The following is a 16,043-nucleotide window of genomic DNA, read 5'->3' on the forward strand; positions in this document are numbered from 1 at the left end:
AAAGCGGGAATCCATCTTGCTCTGATGCATCCTGAAAATGGATTCCCGCTTTCGCGGGAATGACGGCGAGGTGGTTTATGGCAACCCCAACGCCTTCCTCAACTCACTACGCGCAGCGTTGTAATCGGCCTGCCACTGCGCATCTTGCAGCAGCTCTGCCGCAATCACCGTTCCAGCAAGCTTGCCCGCTTCGATATCGCTAGGAAAATGCACACCCATCACCACCCGGTGCTGGGCATACAGGTCCGCGCGCGCAAAAATCGCCGCGCGTTTCTCCGGCAACATATTGGCCAATAGCACCGCCGTGGTGTAGCCGAACGTGGCATGCCCGCTGGGATAGCTCCAATCACCGGGCTTCTCCTTGGACAGCGCATGCACCTGGGTGGAAACCACCGAAGGCCGCGGTCGCTGCCAATACATCTTGGCCTGCTTCACCTCCAGCTTGTCGAACTTGGCGACGCGCTCAAAAAACGCCGCCGTCTTGGGCAAGGTCGAAGCTTGCGCGGTCAAGCCCATGGCATCGGCAAAACGGAACACGGAATGCTCCGCGTCCGCCTTGGCCGCCGCCATGTCTTCGGCACTACGCGAGTGCTGTACGGCCAGCACCGCCTGCAGGTCACGCTGGGCCGCAGCCGAACCTGCTGCCGGCGGAGGCGGCAGCAGGTTCGGCAGTCCGACGACGGCGGGAGAGGCGCCGTTGCCGTCGGCCAGCGCGGGCTGGCCGATCAGTAGCATCAACATCAACAGGGCGTGGCGTTTCATCAGAACAGATCGGCTGAAACGGTGAAGTTGAAGTTGCGCGCCGGGATGGTGAAGTACAGCGGCGTGCTATCCGCGCCGGTGGTGCCGGCCAGCGAGTTGATGGTGGTGTTGTTGAACAGATTGTTGATCTGGAAACCGATCTTGAAGTCCTTCACGCTGGTGATGCGCGGGTCGAAGGTATAGCTGGCGGCGAAGTTGGTCACCGCATAGCCGCCGATCCGCGTGTCATTCTCGGCGTTGGCCGTGTAATAGGTCCTGCCGATGAACTTGTCGACCAGCGACGCGTAGATCGGGCCCTTGCTGTAGGTGAAGCCCAGCGCGGCGGTCTTGTGCGGCGTATTGGCGTTCCACTGATTGTCGGTGGTCTGGATGGCGCGGTTGAGCGAGCCGTTGGCATAGACGCTGAAGCCGCCGCCCAGCACGTAGGCACCTTCAAGCTCGATGCCTTTGTAATGCACGCCGCCGCCGTTGTAGAACTCGGAAATGCCGGCAACGTTGTGCTTCTGCACGAAGTTGTTGAAGTTGATCTTGTAGATGTCGCCCGACAGCGTCAGGCGGTCGCTGCTCCAGGTCGTACCGAGCTGGATGTTGGTGGTCTTCTCCGGTGCGACGGCGCTATCGGAAGCCACCGGATTGGGCACGTAGAACAGATTGAGGTTGGGGGCGAGATAACCCTTGGCCCACTGCGCATAGGCCGTCCAGTTCGAGGTGAACGCGTAGTGGAACGCGAGCGACGGCAGGGTGGCGTTCCAGTCCTTGGAATACGTCAGCGGCGTGCCCGTCTTCTGGTTCACCGGAGCATCGATGTTGCGCTTGAAGTTGTTGTACTTCACGCCACCCACCAGGTAGGCGTTGTCGGTGATGTTCCACTGGTATTCGACGAACGGCTGGATCGTGACCAGCGTGTCGGTCATCCGGCGATCGGCCGAAGCCAGCTGCAGCGTAGCCGCACCGGGGTTGACCACCGGGTTCAGCAGATTGAGCGTGTCGTCGAATTCATACAGCCAGCGGATGTCGTCCTGGTGGTCGTACCACACGCCGGTGCGCACTTCGCCCGGACCGATTTCCTTGGCCAGGCGGAAGATGTCGCCCCACGAACGGTTGGTGTTGCGCATGTGCTGGCCGGGCACGTCGGTGAGGCTGTAGAAGGTGCCGTTGGGCGTTTCGCCGTTCGGATCTTCGCCGTTGAAGCCGAAGTGGTTGTAGCCGTAAGTGTAGACCTTGTTGTCGATCGTCCAGCCGGCGAACGCCGAATGCAGGCCGATGTAGGCCATGTTGGTGTTGATCTTGTCCTCGTTGTAGCGGTAGTACGCCTGGCTGGTCGGGTCGTTGTTCAGCGCGTAATTGATGCCGTATTGCGCAATCTGCGCTTTGGTGGCGCCGAACGGCACGTACTGGTTCAACTTGTTCCACATTGCGGCGAAGGTCAGCGTGGTGTTTTCGCCCAAGGGCTGCACAACCTTGGCAAACACGCTCTGGCGGCGCTGGCCGGCATAGGTGAGATAGCCGTCCGACTCATTGTTCTGCAGGTTGATCACCGCATTGGTGCCGCTGCTGGTGAAGCTACCCGTATCGATGCGGGCGCCTTCCACGGCGGTATCCCAGCTGCCGAAGCTGATGTACGGGTGGACGTTGAATTTGTCTTCCGGGCTGATCGAATCCACCGTAATGGTGCCGCCGAACGTGGCGTTGCCGAGCGTGCTGGCCGTGCCCGGGCCGCGATCGACCACCACGCTGCCGGTTTCCTGGTTGGTGAAGTACGAGGTGGAATGGTGCGTGAAGTCGTTGGAGTCCATCCACGGAATGCCATCGAAGGTCACGTTGTACTGGCCGTCCTGGAAGCCGCGAATGGAAACCACCGCCGCTTCCATCAGGCCGGAGCCGTTCGGGGTCACGGTGTACACGCTCGGCGCGATGGCGGCGACGTCGGTGTAGTCGCCGGTGGGCGGAACGTTTTCCTGGATGTAGGTGCTGCCGATGATCGACTGCGGCTGTGTGGCGATGGTTGAGCCTTGGGTAAGGGCCACTGAGCTAACCGCTGTGGAAGCCGCCGTTACCTGCACGCCATTGAGGACTTTGGGCGTATTGGCGGCATTGTTGCCGTCATTGCTGTCCGAATTGTCCGAGGCACTGGGGCCGCTTACCGCATTATTTCCGTGATTGGCCACGTCCTGGGCATGGATCGGCGCGGCAAGGGTCAGGCCCATGCAGAGGGCGAGATAGACCGGCGTGCGGCGGTACGGCGCAAGTGTCGAGGACGTCATTGTTTTTTTCCGGTATCGGCGGGTTGTAGAAAGGTCGACACCGTAATGAGGCTTTATGACATTTCCGTAACATTTACATTAAAATGACGAATTCGATAATAAGTAAGAAAATGCGCTAAGCCTGATCTAAGCTTTGCATTGGAGATGTAATAAAGAGGCGTAATTAGGCGTTAGTTCGGCTTAGTCCAATTAAGCCAAATCTAAGCCATGCATCATTAATGAAATAAATCATTATCGATAATAATCGGCGCGCGGTACTACAAGCAAGCGGCATGCCCGACGCAGTCCCGCACACCGGATGCCCTATCATCGGCAGATGGAACGACGCGAAGCACCCCATACCCCGCAACTGTTCGGCAGCGACGCGGAAGAACTGAAGCCCCTGGCCGAGCGCATGCGCCCGCGCACCCTGGACGAGATCGTCGGCCAACAGCGTCTGCTGGCTGCGGGCAAGGCCTTACGCCGCGCACTCGAAGCCGGCCGCGTGCACTCGATGGTGCTGTGGGGGCCGCCGGGCTGTGGCAAGACCACGCTGGCGCTGCTGGTGGCGCGCTATGCCGATGCGGATTTCCGCGCCATCTCCGCCGTGCTTTCCGGCCTGCCGGACGTGCGCAAGGCCTTGGCCGAGGCCGAAGTCAACTTCGCGCAAGGCCGGCGCACCGTGTTGTTCGTGGACGAAGTGCACCGCTTCAACAAGGCACAGCAGGATGCTTTCCTGCCGCACATCGAGCGCGGCGTGATCATCTTCGTCGGCGCCACCACCGAAAATCCCTCGTTCGAACTGAACTCGGCCTTGTTGTCGCGCTGCCGTGTGCACGTGCTGGATGCCGTATCCGTCGACGACATCACCGCGGCGCTGCAGCGGGCGCTCGCCGATTCGGAGCGAGGCCTGGGTGCACAGCAACTCCAGGTAGCCGAATCCGCCCTGCGCCTGATCGCCCAGGCTGCCGACGGCGACGTACGCCGCGCACTCACCTTGCTGGAAATCGCCGCCGAGCTGGCCGATGGCCATGTGATCGATGAGGCCACGCTGGAGCAGGTGCTGGCCGATCGCACACGCCGCTTCGACAAAGGCGGCGAACAGTTCTACGACCAGATCTCCGCGCTGCACAAGTCCGTGCGCTCTTCCGATCCCGATGCTGCCGTGTATTGGCTCACCCGCATGCTTGACGGTGGCTGCGATCCGCTTTATCTGGCGCGCCGTATGACGCGCATGGCGGTGGAAGACGTGGGCCTGGCCGAACCACGCGCCTGGCGCATGGCGCTGGATGCCTGGGATACCTATGAGCGCCTAGGCAGCCCTGAAGGCGAACTCGGCCTCGCGCAACTGGCAATCTGGCTTGCCATCGCGCCCAAGAGCAATGCGGCATACATGGCCTACAACAAAGCACGCGAAGTAGTCGGCAGCACTGGCACGCTGGAAGTACCCATGCACCTGCGCAACGCACCCACGCGCCTGATGAAAGGCTTAGGCTACGGCAAGGGCTATCAATACGACCACGACGCGGAAGGCGGCATTGCGCTCGATCAGCAATGCCTGCCCGATGCACTGGCGGGTACCGAATTCTACGAACCGGTGGAGCGTGGGCTCGAAGTGAAATTGCGTGAGAAACTGCTCGCGCTGCGCGAAGCACGCAGGCGGGCACGCAAAAAATAGCCTTGCCCGATGCGTAGGCTGGGATGCCAATCCCAGCATTGCCATGCATGCCATATCGCGATGCTGGGATTGTCATCCCAGCCTACGAAACCCTCATCGCCGTCGTCACCACGCTCAACTTCACCCGCGCGCAAATAGGCGCGCAAGAAGCAACCCCGCCCCGATGCGTAGGCTGGGATGCCAATCCCAGCATTGCCATGCAAGCCGTATCGCGATGCTGGGATTGGCATCCCAGCCTACGAGCTGGCCAGCCTTGCTTCCGAGCGGCCCACGATGATCACTTCGGCCCCTTCCGCCAGCAACATTTCCGCCAGCGCCAAGCCCATGCCTGAGCTGCCGCCTACGATCAAGACTTTTTCCACCTGGGTAAGCATAACGTCTCCGCCTTAGGAGGTGCCGATTGTCTTGGCGCTGCCGCAAGAACGGAACCGGGAATGCACGATAGTTGGCGTCGGAAAGGCCGATGGCGGCAACTTTGGTATGACATCAAAGCCTTGCCAATGGAGGTGTGCCGCCGAGTGCGACGAGTTTGGTAATGTGAGGGAGTTGAAGGCCAAGGCAGGGGAGTGATTACGATGCAGCGCTGGTCAGAATGCGGGGCTGGGGGCGATAGACCGCGTGCAAGCCCGTGGCCCGCAACCCATAACGGACATCAAGGGGCGACGCCCGAAATTTTTAGAGGACGACATAGGGTGAGCGCCGTTACTGCACGTATCTTTCGAGTTGGTCAGCAAGCAGCGTTGGTGGCCTTCGTGCTTGTGTTGTCGGGGTGTAGTCGTAGCCTTGCGAAGGCCAGCACTACTCCGCCCCCGCCGATTCCTGAACCCTGTCACTGTACCCCGCCGGCGCCCGTAAAGGGCTCCTATGTAGTCACAGGAATCGAGGTCGTGACGCCACCCGATCAATTTCATGCCGAGATAGCAGATGTCACCTTTGAGTTTCACCCGGATTCCGGCACCCTCTCAAACAGCTCAGAACTTTGGGTTGGACGCTTTTATGTACAAATACCGAGAGTTGGCGATATTTTTCCTGGTGGTAGCTATGGCGCAACGATTCACTTTCAGGACCAATCAGTAGAACTTTCTCAACGCGACTCCTTCCGTTTGGACGTCAATAGCATGTTTCATGATCGGCGGAAGCCTTAACCCAAAGCGGCCGTGGTGACATCGAGTAACTAGTTTGTCTGAATCCTGGATAGTCACCTGGATTGTTCTCGCCACAACGAGTAGTCGAGTGTCCGCTTTCGATGGCGGACGCTTGGTGTTTTCAAATAGGGAAGGGATATGACGCGTTTCATTAAGTTGTCGAGGACGCTTGGCATGGTTGTCGCAAGCCTTCTTGCGGCCTGTAGTCACTACGCGACGGTTGACGGCATCCCGGCCTACCACCACGGTTTGAGCGATGACGGCAAGGGATACACGACTCCCATAGAGGGTGTTGATGCAAAGACGTTCCGGGTTCTCACTGGCGGCTACGCTGTGGATCGTTATTCAGTTTATTGGAGTGGAAACCGCATCTTCGAAGCGAATGCGCAATCATTTAAGGCCTTGTCGGGCGCTTACGGCAAGGATAATGCGCATGTGTTCTACGACGGACAACCTATTCCTGGGGTAGACCTACCGACATTTGAGTTGGTGTCCGAAGTCGCGCGGGACAAAGACGCCATCTACGACGGGATGCGGCGAACTCCGGCGTGTGACCCGAAAACCTACAAGGTTTTGAAAGGCCCGTGGCACGTAGATAGTCAGTGCGTGTACATCATGGGAAAAAAACTAGCCGGTGCGGATCGGAGTACTTTCAAAGTCATCGATTTCGAATACGGAATGGACGCGGCGCATGTTTATTTGTTCGAGAAGCCACTGCCGGCTGCTGATCCGTCCACCTTCAAGATCATCGGTAACATGTACGAAGAAGACGCAGTTCACGTCTACTATGAATCTCGTTTAGTGCCGAAAGCCGATCCTGCTACGTTTCATCCCATTAATGCCGGCTCCTCGGAAGCACGGGATAGGGATCGATGCTATCGGAGAGGAATCGAGGTGGATTGCAGCACCTTAGCCAACGGCCGTTAAGAGTTTCATGTTTAAGTGAGCTTGGGCGCTCCTCTTTCGACCAAAGTGGACATTCTCAAGCCGGATCGCGAGTAAGTTATGGGGTGCATTGATGCGGCGTGAAATCCTTTTCGGCGTGGCTGCGATTTTAATCGTCGGTTGCAGTGGACATCCGCAGGCCGCGATGAATATTCCGCGTGACGCTTATCCTGACGCGCGTGCGTTCTTGAGCAGCATAAAACGCTATCCCTACGTGGCCTCGATGGAGCGTGCGGCACGAATCACGGCTGGAGCCAAAGAACTTCGCCGCTGCATGACCAAGGGTGAAGTTGGCGCATCGCTTGGAGCACCCGACTACGCTGAGGTTAGCTATGGACCGAAGGGGCCAAACGCCAGGTGGCTCGGATCGAGTTGGGTGTTTTATATCTCGAAGCGGAGCGACGACGTGAATCTCAATGACCCGAGGCTTGAGGTCTTCTTTGACACTGCCAATAGGGCACAGTGGATAGTCCCAGCCGGTATAGAGGGAGTAAACGTACTAGGCGCCCCCAACTTTGTTTGCCCAAGCTCAGGGTGACCTAGGCTCCAGTTGTTGGATCTCACGCACTTGACACCGCAATGTGTTGCGTCGACCGGCTGAATCCACAACCTATATCCCCATGTTTGTACAACCAGTACACGCATGGGTGTCATGACCAAACCGCCGGCGATTCGCTCGGGAATGGGGCAGGGGCCAAAACCACCCCATAGGTTCGAGCCCAGCCATTTGCACTCGGCCCCAACACAGCCTAGATTCCCCTCACCATCCTCAACGGGGAGGGCAACGCCATGCGCATCGTCATCGCCGCCATCTTTGGCGGCATCGTCATGTTCATCTGGGGCGGCATCGCACACATGGTGCTCGGCCTGGGCAATCACGGCATCTATCAGCCCATGCACGAAGACGTAGTGCTGAGCAGCCTGCACGAGGGCCTGGGCGCTACCCCGGGCGTCTACATCCTGCCCAGCTTCGATCCTAAGCAATGGAGCGACCAGGCGGCCCGCACGGAATATGCGCAGAAAGCGCAGGCTTCGCCGTACGCGTGGATCGTCTATCTGCCGCAAGGCGAGGACATGACCGATATGCATCGCCAGCTGCCGCGCCAGTGGGCGTCGGACACCCTGTCCTCGCTGGTCCTTGCCTGGGTGATGGGGCTGGCCGCGTTCGGCTTCACCAAGCGCTTGGGGCTGGCTGTGGCTGCCGCCGTGTTTGCCTGGCTGACCGTCCTGGTGCCGTACTGGAATTGGTACCGTTTTCCCGACCTCCTGGTCTGGGCGGCGCTGGTGGAACAGCTGGTTGGCTGGCTGCTGGCCGGGGCGGTAATGGCCTGGTGGATAGGACGGGCGGAGCGTAAGCCGGCCTGATCAACCCGAAGGCCTCTGAAGCATCGATAGGTGGTAGGATAAAATCCTACCACCCCAGGCTGAGGGAGGCGTCTATGACTGCCAAGAAACGAAGTATCACGCTCCCGCCCGAGATGGCTGATTATGTTGAGCGTAAGGTCGCATCCGGCGAATACGGCTCGGAAAGTGAGGTGTTGCGCGACGGGCTGCGTGCGCTACAGGCTCGCGATCAGGCTGTTGAAGCCTGGCTGCGCACGGAGGTAGCCGCCGCTTATGACGCCGTCAAGGCCGACCCTTCTCGCCTGGTTAGTGCAGCTGATGTGCGCGCCCGCCTAGCCACGTTGCCACAACGCTTGCTCAAGAAAGGGAACGCCGCGTGATTCTTTACGCGGTGGAGTACGCGCCTGAAGCCATCGACCAACTCGAAGCTTTGTATGCGTACCTGGCCTATGAAGCTGGTTTGAACGTCGCGCGCTCGTATATCGACGGCGTCCAGAACTGTTGCGAGGGTCTGAACCTATACCCCGAGCGTGGCATGCGCCGCGACGATATTCGGCCCGAATTGCGCATTACGAACCACCAAAGCAAAACTATCGTGGCCTTCACGATCGACCACGCGGCGCGCCGCGTGGCGATCCTTGGCATCTATCACGGTGGTCAAGACTATGAGAGTGATCTGCGGGCCAGAGGCTGAATAGTGCCGGGCAGGCCGCCGCGTTGCGACAACCGTGGCCCCACGGCGATAATCCAGCGTTCTTGCCCCCAACGGATCCGAACATGCTGGACCCCGCACTACTGCGTTCGCGCCTGGCCGAAACCGCCGCGCGCCTCAAGGAAACCCGTGGCTTTACGCTCGATGTGGCGGCCGTGGAGGCCCTGGAAAGCCAGCGCAAGCAGCTCTCCACCGAAACGCAGGAACTGCAGAACCTGCGCAACACCCGCTCCAAGGCCATTGGCCAGGCTAAGGCCAAGGGCGAGGACGTAGCCCCCTTGATGGCCGAGGTCGCCGGCATCGGCGACAAGCTCAAGGCCAACGAACACGCCCTGGCCGAGGTGCAGGCCAAGCTCAACGACATCGTGCTGGGCATTCCCAACGTGCCGGATGAATCCGTGCCGCTGGGCAACGACGAAAACCACAACCAGGAAATCGCCCGCTGGGGCACCCCGCGCCAGTTCGACTTCCCAGTGAAAGACCACGTCGACCTGGGCGAGCGCCATGGCTGGCTGGACGGCGAAACCGGCGCCAAGCTCTCCGGCGCGCGCTTCACCGTGATGCGGGGCCAGCTTGCGCAGCTGCATCGCGCGCTCGCGCAGTTCATGCTCGACCTGCACACGCGCGAACACGGCTACCTGGAATGCAACGTGCCGTTGCTGGTGAACGCCGACAGCATGCAGGGCACTGGCCAGCTGCCCAAGTTCGAGGAAGACCTGTTCGCCACCCAGGTGGGTGAGACCAAGCGCTACCTGATTCCCACCGCCGAAGTCTCGCTGACCAACCTGGTGCGCGACACCATCCAGGATGCCGGCACGCTGCCGCTGCGCCTCACCGCGCACACGCCATGCTTCCGTGCCGAAGCCGGCAGCTATGGCCGCGACGTGCGCGGCATGATCCGCCAGCACCAGTTCGAAAAGGTGGAAATGGTGCAGATCGCGCGTGCTGAGGATTCTCACGCCCAGTTGGAGGAAATGGTCGGCCACGCCGAAACCGTGCTGCAAAAGCTCGGGCTTCCCTATCGCAAAGTGCTGTTGTGTGGGGGCGATATGGGTTTCACCGCTACAAAGACCTACGACCTGGAAGTGTGGCTGCCCAGCCAGAACACCTACCGCGAAATCTCCAGCTGCTCCAACTGCACCGATTTCCAGGCGCGCCGCATGCAGGCCCGCGTGCGCAACCCGGAAACCAACAAGCCGGAACTGGTGCACACCCTCAACGGTTCGGGCCTCGCCATCGGCCGCACCCTGATCGCCGTGATGGAGAACTACCAGAACGCCGACGGCTCGATCACCGTGCCCGAAGCCCTGCGCCCCTACCTGCACGGCGCGGAGAAGATTGCGTGACCGCCCCGGTGAGCCGCTCGTGGGATAAGGTGGAGTTCTACTCCAGCTACTTCCTCATGCTCGTGCTCGCCTCGGTGATCGGCACCCGCCTGAGCTTCGCCAGCGTGTGGCAGATCCCCACTGTCGACTTAGGTCTAAGCATCATCGCCCTGGTGCTGGTACTCGCCAGCTTCTGGATCGCCCGCAAGCGCCGTAGCTGGCGCTTGTGGATCATTGCCTTCGCAGCCGCTACCCAGTTGCTGCCGATGGTGCTGCGCTATCCGGTTACGCTATTTCCGCTGCTGGGGGCACTGGTGCCGGTGGGAATCACGGTTTGGGCGTTGGTGGCACTGTCGAAGAAAGGGCGGCCGGGCCCGCAAGCTGGGGATTCCTGATAGGATGATCGACCTTGCGGGCCGGCCAAGCCGGATGCCCGCACACAAAATACGGAGAGATGGCCGAGTGGTTTAAGGCAGCAGTCTTGAAAACTGCCGTAGGTGTAAGCCTACCGTGGGTTCGAATCCCACTCTCTCCGCCACTTATAAGAAGACGCCCGCGTGGGCGTTTTTTTATGGGTGGCGGAGAGGGTTCTGATGAGAATCCATACGGTTCGACAAATTTGTCTGGAACAAATTTTGGACTGCTGAAGGCTGACCCTGCTCAATAGGGGGGCGAAGGCGGTGAAATGAGATCAATTTGGTGGCGCTTCCTGCATTGAATGCCGATGCCCACGAGATCTGCAGTCGTCGGCACAGCATTGGTGTCATATACCCACTCTTCATGGGCGTGGAGACCTTCATCTTCACGTACTCCGCAGGTTTCCCATTTGGGTACCGGACATACCCATCTCGACGACAATCGGAGACAGGAATCTACGTACCTATTGACTGCGGAGGCAAAATGGCGGTTTCTATGACTAGCCTTATGGTTAGAGAGAATCGATATGAATCAGGCGAGCGAGCTAGATATCTATACGCAATTCAATAGCTTAAATGGTGGTGTCTCTATGTGGATTCCGCGGTTCTCTCATCATCTGGTGGAAAGAGGAGTCGATGCCTTCTTCGAAGATGTGCGGGAGGAGGCTGCGAAGACCAAAGATCGAAGGCTGCGTAACGATCTGCATTTTCTAAGCAAGGGCGTAAAAAGCATCGACAAGCAAACGCTTGAGGCTGTCATTGCGTCGCTGAGAGGACCGTTTCAGACGATAGTGACCCTTTCCAGCAGGCATGAGCATTGCGTTGCCTCCATGAAGCAAGCGGAGGGCGAATGGCGAAGGGCCGCCGATCGCGCGAAGCAGCAACTTGAAGCTTGGGGGAGGTGGGCCTATGAGACAGAAGTTACACGGTACAAAAGGTTGTTCGCTTGGCACAACTTGGTGCCATCGCTCAAGTTATCCTTCGAATTTCGTAGCGAATGGGATGTCTTGAGTTCGCCTCAGCGATTGCGTACCAATCTTGAGTTTTTTGAGATCAGAATCGAGGCCATCCGGGGCGTGATTTCTACTGCATATATCGTAGAAGCGCTTCCTATCAATCTTGAACCTGTCGAGTTCGACGAAGCTATCGACTGTTTGTTGGAGCGTCAAGCGAAAGTGGACCACTGGGCGGAGACAAGTCACCAGATTGAGGGGGAGTGGCGCGCCGCAGGCGCGGACTATTTGGAGTTGGAAAAGCCCTTACTCGAACTGCTTCGGTCAATGCCTAATACGGCGCTTTGGGCGCTCTTCAGGATCTGCCGCCCGGACCTGCGTGAATGGGCTGAAGCAGACACGTTTCAGCAGTGCGTGGCCGATGCGCTTCCCTTGGAGGCGGACGGCTATTGATGCCGATAAGAGGCCCGGAGGCAGTTTAGAGAGTTGTGTTGGATCATTTTTCCGGTTCAGCACCCCGCAAATCAGAGTTTGGTATGTGGTGATTCAAAGTTCAGCTCCTGTCGAACACATCGTCTATATCCTCATACCCTGAGCTAGGTGGATTTGATTGCCGATGCCTAAACGGTCTTTCGGTTTCTGAGCGGTCTTCATGATAGCTATCAAGTGCAGTTTTATATGGATAGTTTTCCAATATATTGTTGATTGCGTTAGGGTCACTCAGCGTAATGCCCATGTTTTTTAAGGTCGACTCTATAAGGCCTGCCAGCTTGTCTTTTGCCCCGTCGTAATCGCCAGGTCCTGTATATGCAAAGGCATCGCTTGTTACAACGAATGAGCCGAAGTCATCTCCAATAAGATCTACGATGCGTCCTTCAAATCTTTGAGTAAGAATTTGCTTATCTGGTGTTTCACTTTTTATTATGGAAAGAATTGAGGAAAATAGCTCAATTTCAGTATCCGTAGAGACTGATGAAGTACGATCTAGCAAGAAGTCCATGACTTTTTCAGAGGTTAGAAGATTTCTCTTTAGGCTCCGTTCAATGGTTAGAAAGAAATCTTCATTTATTTCGTTTTTTTCCTCGGTAAGAATGTAATTGATGGAATCAATGTATCCCGCACATGTTTCTTCGCTAATGTTAATTAGCTTTTCATATATAGAACAAAGTTTCGCAGTGAAATAAACATCTACGCTGACGTGCGAAGTTTCGGAAAGTTCTATAAATAGAAGTGCGCAAATTTCTCTAAGATCGATTGACTTAATAAGTTTTTCTCTGTGAAGGCTATCCACAGCGCGTAGGCATGAGAAGCTTCTTAGACTCAATATCATGTCTATAAGTAAGTTTTTATCTTTACAGAAATTTTTTAAAATGTAGTCACTTATTGATGGATTAAAGGGCGATATGATAACTCGATCTGGATTGGTTTGAATGGTCCTATTGAGTAAGGCCCCAACTGTTACTCGGAGGCATGACGTGAAATCAACTGTGCCGGCTAAAGCAGGAAAATGAGGCCTGCGTAAATATCGCGAATATGCATTATGTAAATGACATTCGTCGATTGATTGTCCATTAAACACAACCAATTTGATAAGGGCTTTGCCATAATCATCTGTTTGATTCCTAAAGGGCATTTCCCATATGGCCGCCGGATTCTTTAGCGAATACTCGATGTAATTCCAGTAGTCAGTGGAAGGAATGTCTTTGAGCCTTGCGGGGTCTGTTATGAAGCGAACGAGGCGAGGGTTGAAATTTTTATGGGTTACTATATTTCTGTAGCGCTTGTCTAAATAAATTTCTTCAATATAAGATTGATCTAGGCAACCATAAAATAGTTGATTATAGAGAATAAAGGCCTTATCTATGTTCGTGAGGGATGAAATTGTTACCTCAAATTCATTATTTTGGACATTGGATATATGGAATTGTTCAATTAGCTCTTTTCCTTTATTTAAGATGCTTGTCCTTGACGTTAGGACAAAACGTTTGTTTTCTTCTTTGGATATCTTTCGAATAAATTGCGTAATTTGTGAACCATCTTGATCGTTGATGGCTTGAAGATAATTGCTTCCAAGGAAGTCATCGAAATAAAATATTTGTTTATGTTCTGGTAAATAAGCCTTGTAGGCTTCAGTAATGGTATTTATCTTTTCATATTTATAGCCCTGTTTTACATAATAAAGACACAGATGGTTTGCTAATGTCGTTTTACCAATGCCAGGTAGTCCAGTAATGATGGCCACCTTTTTTTGTTCCAATCTCTCTAATGCTTTAGCATGATTTTTGGTTTCAACGTACAAATTTATATCATTTACAATTTCTTCTAGTGAAAAATCTCCCCTATTATTTATATCGTTATTAAGTAAGGTTGTTAATGTATTGCCTGTGGATATCCACAACTTGTAGAACCTACGTTCAATTTCTGGATGTTTGCTCAAGATGTCATTTAAGTCTTCTTTTCCATAGATATTATTTTCATCCTTAATAATTCCCGAGAAGGCGTCGGCTATTTGGGTTTTTTGATGTGCTGAAAGTGGGTAACTTACGGCAAATAAATATTGCGCTGAATTGAGTTTTATTGCCTTACTAGCTTCTTTTTTTAGGTGATTTAGAAATTTAGGGAAAGATGTGTTTACGGGATGCTTACATTGAAGATGGATTCTTTCGCCGGAATGCGAAAAATATCGTCCATCTATACCTTGGTCTTTTCCTGGCTTAAATCTTTCAAATTTCACGCATCTTTCACGACCAATAAGGTCAGCACACAAAATTTCAAATTCCTTATCGTTCAGAACCTTGAAGTCGTAGTCGTTCACAACTATTCCCCGTGTATTTAAATCGATAAGTATTGACGCTTTAGAAAGCTACTAGAAAATAACGTGATTAGACACCTTCAAGATTTTCTATGTCCATATAAATTTGATGCTGTCCACGCCCGTCCGCACATTGAAGAGTTAAATGAGAAGTGCTTAGATTTTTTTTCGTTTTAGGAGCTCGCTTTTACCATCTTCGGCTCCCTATTTGTCGAAAAGTCGATTGATCACTGTCGTGAGCCAATCGAACTGTTGAAATAGCATGCCGACAGAATAGGCTCGTTGATCAATGAGGTGGGAGACGTCGTTCCTTAATGCAACGACGACCCGCCATGATCGATGATCCTCGGTGACGATGCCATTGCGCTTGATCAGCCATTCAACAGCATTGGAAAAGTTTTTGACCTGCTTGAGTTCCGCGCCAAGCGAGAGGCATTTGGCACGTGCTGCAGTTTCGGCTACACGAATGAACTGGTCTGCGCTTAACGCAAGGATGGGGTAGAAGAAAAGTCCGTAAAGCAGCATGCCTCGCGTCGCCTCGAACAATCGGACCACTTCCGGTGGAACCTTTTCGTCGAGTCGAAACTCATTCACGGCATCAAACCATGCTTTGTGATGATCAGTATGCGTGGTAGACAGCACTGTCGTGCGCATGAGCGGGTCGATATCGAGCCAGTTATTAGGCTCAAGGGTCCGGAAGCCGAGTTTGCGATCGGTATTCATGTTGTCGGGAGCTTCGGTGGACAAGCGAATATTCATCTGTCAACCTGGAAAATTACTCACGGTGGTCATGGGCCGGAGTCGTCGCGCGCCGCCGATATGGGGCGCTTTGATAAGGGGCGGATCGGACTTTGTCCAACAAATTTCCTATTTCAAGGCTTTTTCACCCTTCTATAAATGAGGCGCCGTCAGGCGGCATGTTTCTTTGCTTGGACATACGCGCGTAAGACTGCGTTAATTCTCGTTTGATAACCGGCGCCGCCTTGTTCAAACCATTCCAAAACATCGGCATCTAGCCGCAGGGTTTTTTGGACCTTTACGGGCCTATACATTTTTCCAGTTTCTTTGAACCAATCCGCTGAACGTTGCGGAATGTCTGAGTAGTCAATTTTTTCATCAGGAAGCTCACCTAGCTCTTTGAGCATGGCAAGCTGTTCATGGGTAAGTTGGATCGCTTTCATAGTTCCTCCTTTCGCTGCTATCGGCCTTACGTGCGGAGATGATCCTTATATGCTCGACCGAATCTATCCATTCGATGGTGTGGGAAACAATGACAACCGTCTGTCCAAACAGACTGCCTATGGTGTCGTATCTCAGTTCACCATTTTCCTCATAGGAATCACTTGTTCTGCATAACGGGTCTTCGAAAACATGTTGAGCAAGATCAAATGAAAGCTTATGAGCACGTCGGTTTTTTTGGTCTTTATTGGGGTCCCATGTGATTGGCATGTCCCTTACCTTCGTTTGTAGTTACAATATTGTAGTTACATCGCCCCGTCAAGGTTAGACGTTCAGTTTCGCCCCTGGGAGCGTTTCAGGCGCACTTGATATGTTGCGATCGCCCGGTTGCCTGGTCGGATGGGAACGGCTGGCCCGCCATTCGCCCGCTGGTCGTGGATTGGCTGGTACCCCGTCTTAGAGCGACCGAGTTGCGCACGTTAAGGTATTCATATGTGTCCAGGACGGACGCCAACTGGCAGGGAGCGCA

The 16,043-nt window shown here is 55.0% G+C and carries 16 protein-coding genes and 1 tRNA gene; 10 read left to right on the plus strand and 7 right to left on the minus strand.

Going from position 1 to position 16,043, the window contains the following annotated elements:
* Positions 1 to 75 precede the first annotated feature (75 nt).
* Positions 76 to 762 carry an acid phosphatase gene (locus QQJ96_RS03580; RefSeq protein ID WP_284330569.1) on the minus strand — a complete coding sequence of 229 codons (687 nt, stop codon included), beginning with the start codon at positions 760 to 762 and terminating at the stop codon, positions 76 to 78.
* A complete protein-coding gene (locus tag QQJ96_RS03585; protein ID WP_284330570.1) occupies positions 762 to 3,026 on the minus strand; it encodes a TonB-dependent receptor in 2,265 nt (754 codons plus the stop codon). The genes QQJ96_RS03580 and QQJ96_RS03585 overlap by 1 nt, the downstream gene beginning before the upstream one ends.
* A gap of 316 nt (positions 3,027 to 3,342) precedes the next feature.
* Here QQJ96_RS03585 and QQJ96_RS03590 point away from each other — a divergent pair, with 316 nt between their 5' ends.
* Complete coding sequence (locus tag QQJ96_RS03590) at positions 3,343 to 4,683, plus strand: replication-associated recombination protein A (protein WP_284330571.1); 1,341 nt, start codon at positions 3,343 to 3,345, stop codon at positions 4,681 to 4,683.
* A 236-nt stretch (positions 4,684 to 4,919) separates the two neighbouring features.
* On the opposite strand, the gene QQJ96_RS03595 is transcribed toward QQJ96_RS03590, so the two are convergent.
* A complete protein-coding gene (locus QQJ96_RS03595; RefSeq protein ID WP_284330572.1) occupies positions 4,920 to 5,057 on the minus strand; it encodes an SDR family NAD(P)-dependent oxidoreductase in 138 nt (45 codons plus the stop codon).
* 513 nt (positions 5,058 to 5,570) lie between these two features.
* On the opposite strand from QQJ96_RS03595, the gene QQJ96_RS03600 reads away from it, so the two are divergent.
* The 9 genes from QQJ96_RS03600 to QQJ96_RS03640 all read left to right on the plus strand — a co-directional run bounded on the left by QQJ96_RS03600 (position 5,571) and on the right by QQJ96_RS03640 (position 11,976).
* Complete coding sequence (locus QQJ96_RS03600) at positions 5,571 to 5,828, plus strand: hypothetical protein (RefSeq protein ID WP_284330573.1); 258 nt, start codon at positions 5,571 to 5,573, stop codon at positions 5,826 to 5,828.
* 138 nt (positions 5,829 to 5,966) lie between these two features.
* Positions 5,967 to 6,755, plus strand: coding sequence for a DKNYY domain-containing protein (locus QQJ96_RS03605; protein WP_284330574.1), 789 nt, complete (start codon positions 5,967 to 5,969; stop codon positions 6,753 to 6,755).
* 807 nt (positions 6,756 to 7,562) lie between these two features.
* Positions 7,563 to 8,138, plus strand: coding sequence for a hypothetical protein (locus QQJ96_RS03610; RefSeq protein ID WP_284330575.1), 576 nt, complete (start codon positions 7,563 to 7,565; stop codon positions 8,136 to 8,138).
* Between the two features lie 74 nt (positions 8,139 to 8,212).
* Positions 8,213 to 8,497 carry a type II toxin-antitoxin system ParD family antitoxin gene (locus tag QQJ96_RS03615; protein ID WP_284330576.1) on the plus strand — a complete coding sequence of 95 codons (285 nt, stop codon included), beginning with the start codon at positions 8,213 to 8,215 and terminating at the stop codon, positions 8,495 to 8,497.
* The gene (locus QQJ96_RS03620) at positions 8,494 to 8,811 is read left to right on the plus strand and encodes a type II toxin-antitoxin system RelE/ParE family toxin (RefSeq protein WP_284330577.1); all 318 of its coding nucleotides are present in this window, start codon (positions 8,494 to 8,496) and stop codon (positions 8,809 to 8,811) included. Before QQJ96_RS03615 ends, QQJ96_RS03620 begins: the two co-directional genes overlap by 4 nt.
* Positions 8,812 to 8,894: 83 nt before the next feature.
* A complete protein-coding gene (gene serS, locus QQJ96_RS03625) occupies positions 8,895 to 10,175 on the plus strand; it encodes a serine--tRNA ligase (RefSeq protein ID WP_284330578.1) in 1,281 nt (426 codons plus the stop codon).
* Positions 10,176 to 10,231: 56 nt separating this feature from the next.
* Positions 10,232 to 10,549, plus strand: coding sequence for an LrgA (locus QQJ96_RS03630; RefSeq protein WP_284330765.1), 318 nt, complete (start codon positions 10,232 to 10,234; stop codon positions 10,547 to 10,549).
* Between the two features lie 53 nt (positions 10,550 to 10,602).
* Positions 10,603 to 10,692: transfer RNA gene (locus QQJ96_RS03635), tRNA-Ser, on the plus strand.
* Between the two features lie 405 nt (positions 10,693 to 11,097).
* Positions 11,098 to 11,976 (plus strand): hypothetical protein, encoded by an 879-nt coding sequence (locus QQJ96_RS03640; RefSeq protein WP_284330579.1) that lies wholly within the window; start codon positions 11,098 to 11,100, stop codon positions 11,974 to 11,976.
* A gap of 100 nt (positions 11,977 to 12,076) precedes the next feature.
* Here the strand turns inward: QQJ96_RS03640 and QQJ96_RS03645 are convergent, their stop codons facing one another.
* From QQJ96_RS03645 to QQJ96_RS23555, 4 genes are all read right to left on the minus strand, one after another.
* Positions 12,077 to 14,338: an nSTAND3 domain-containing NTPase gene (locus QQJ96_RS03645; protein WP_284330580.1), complete on the minus strand. Its 2,262-nt coding sequence runs from the start codon at positions 14,336 to 14,338 to the stop codon at positions 12,077 to 12,079.
* Positions 14,339 to 14,539: 201 nt separating this feature from the next.
* Positions 14,540 to 15,094, minus strand: a complete 555-nt coding sequence (locus QQJ96_RS03650; protein ID WP_284330581.1) for a hypothetical protein — start codon at positions 15,092 to 15,094, stop codon at positions 14,540 to 14,542.
* A gap of 149 nt (positions 15,095 to 15,243) precedes the next feature.
* On the minus strand, positions 15,244 to 15,516 hold the full coding sequence (locus tag QQJ96_RS03655) for a BrnA antitoxin family protein (protein WP_284330582.1): 273 nt from the start codon (positions 15,514 to 15,516) through the stop codon (positions 15,244 to 15,246).
* On the minus strand, positions 15,491 to 15,784 hold the full coding sequence (locus QQJ96_RS23555) for a BrnT family toxin (RefSeq protein ID WP_404649481.1): 294 nt from the start codon (positions 15,782 to 15,784) through the stop codon (positions 15,491 to 15,493). The genes QQJ96_RS03655 and QQJ96_RS23555 overlap by 26 nt, the downstream gene beginning before the upstream one ends.
* Positions 15,785 to 16,043: the final 259 nt, after the last annotated feature.

This window comes from Dyella flagellata, from assembly GCF_030160275.1.
Lineage (GTDB): Bacteria > Pseudomonadota > Gammaproteobacteria > Xanthomonadales > Rhodanobacteraceae > Dyella_B > Dyella_B flagellata.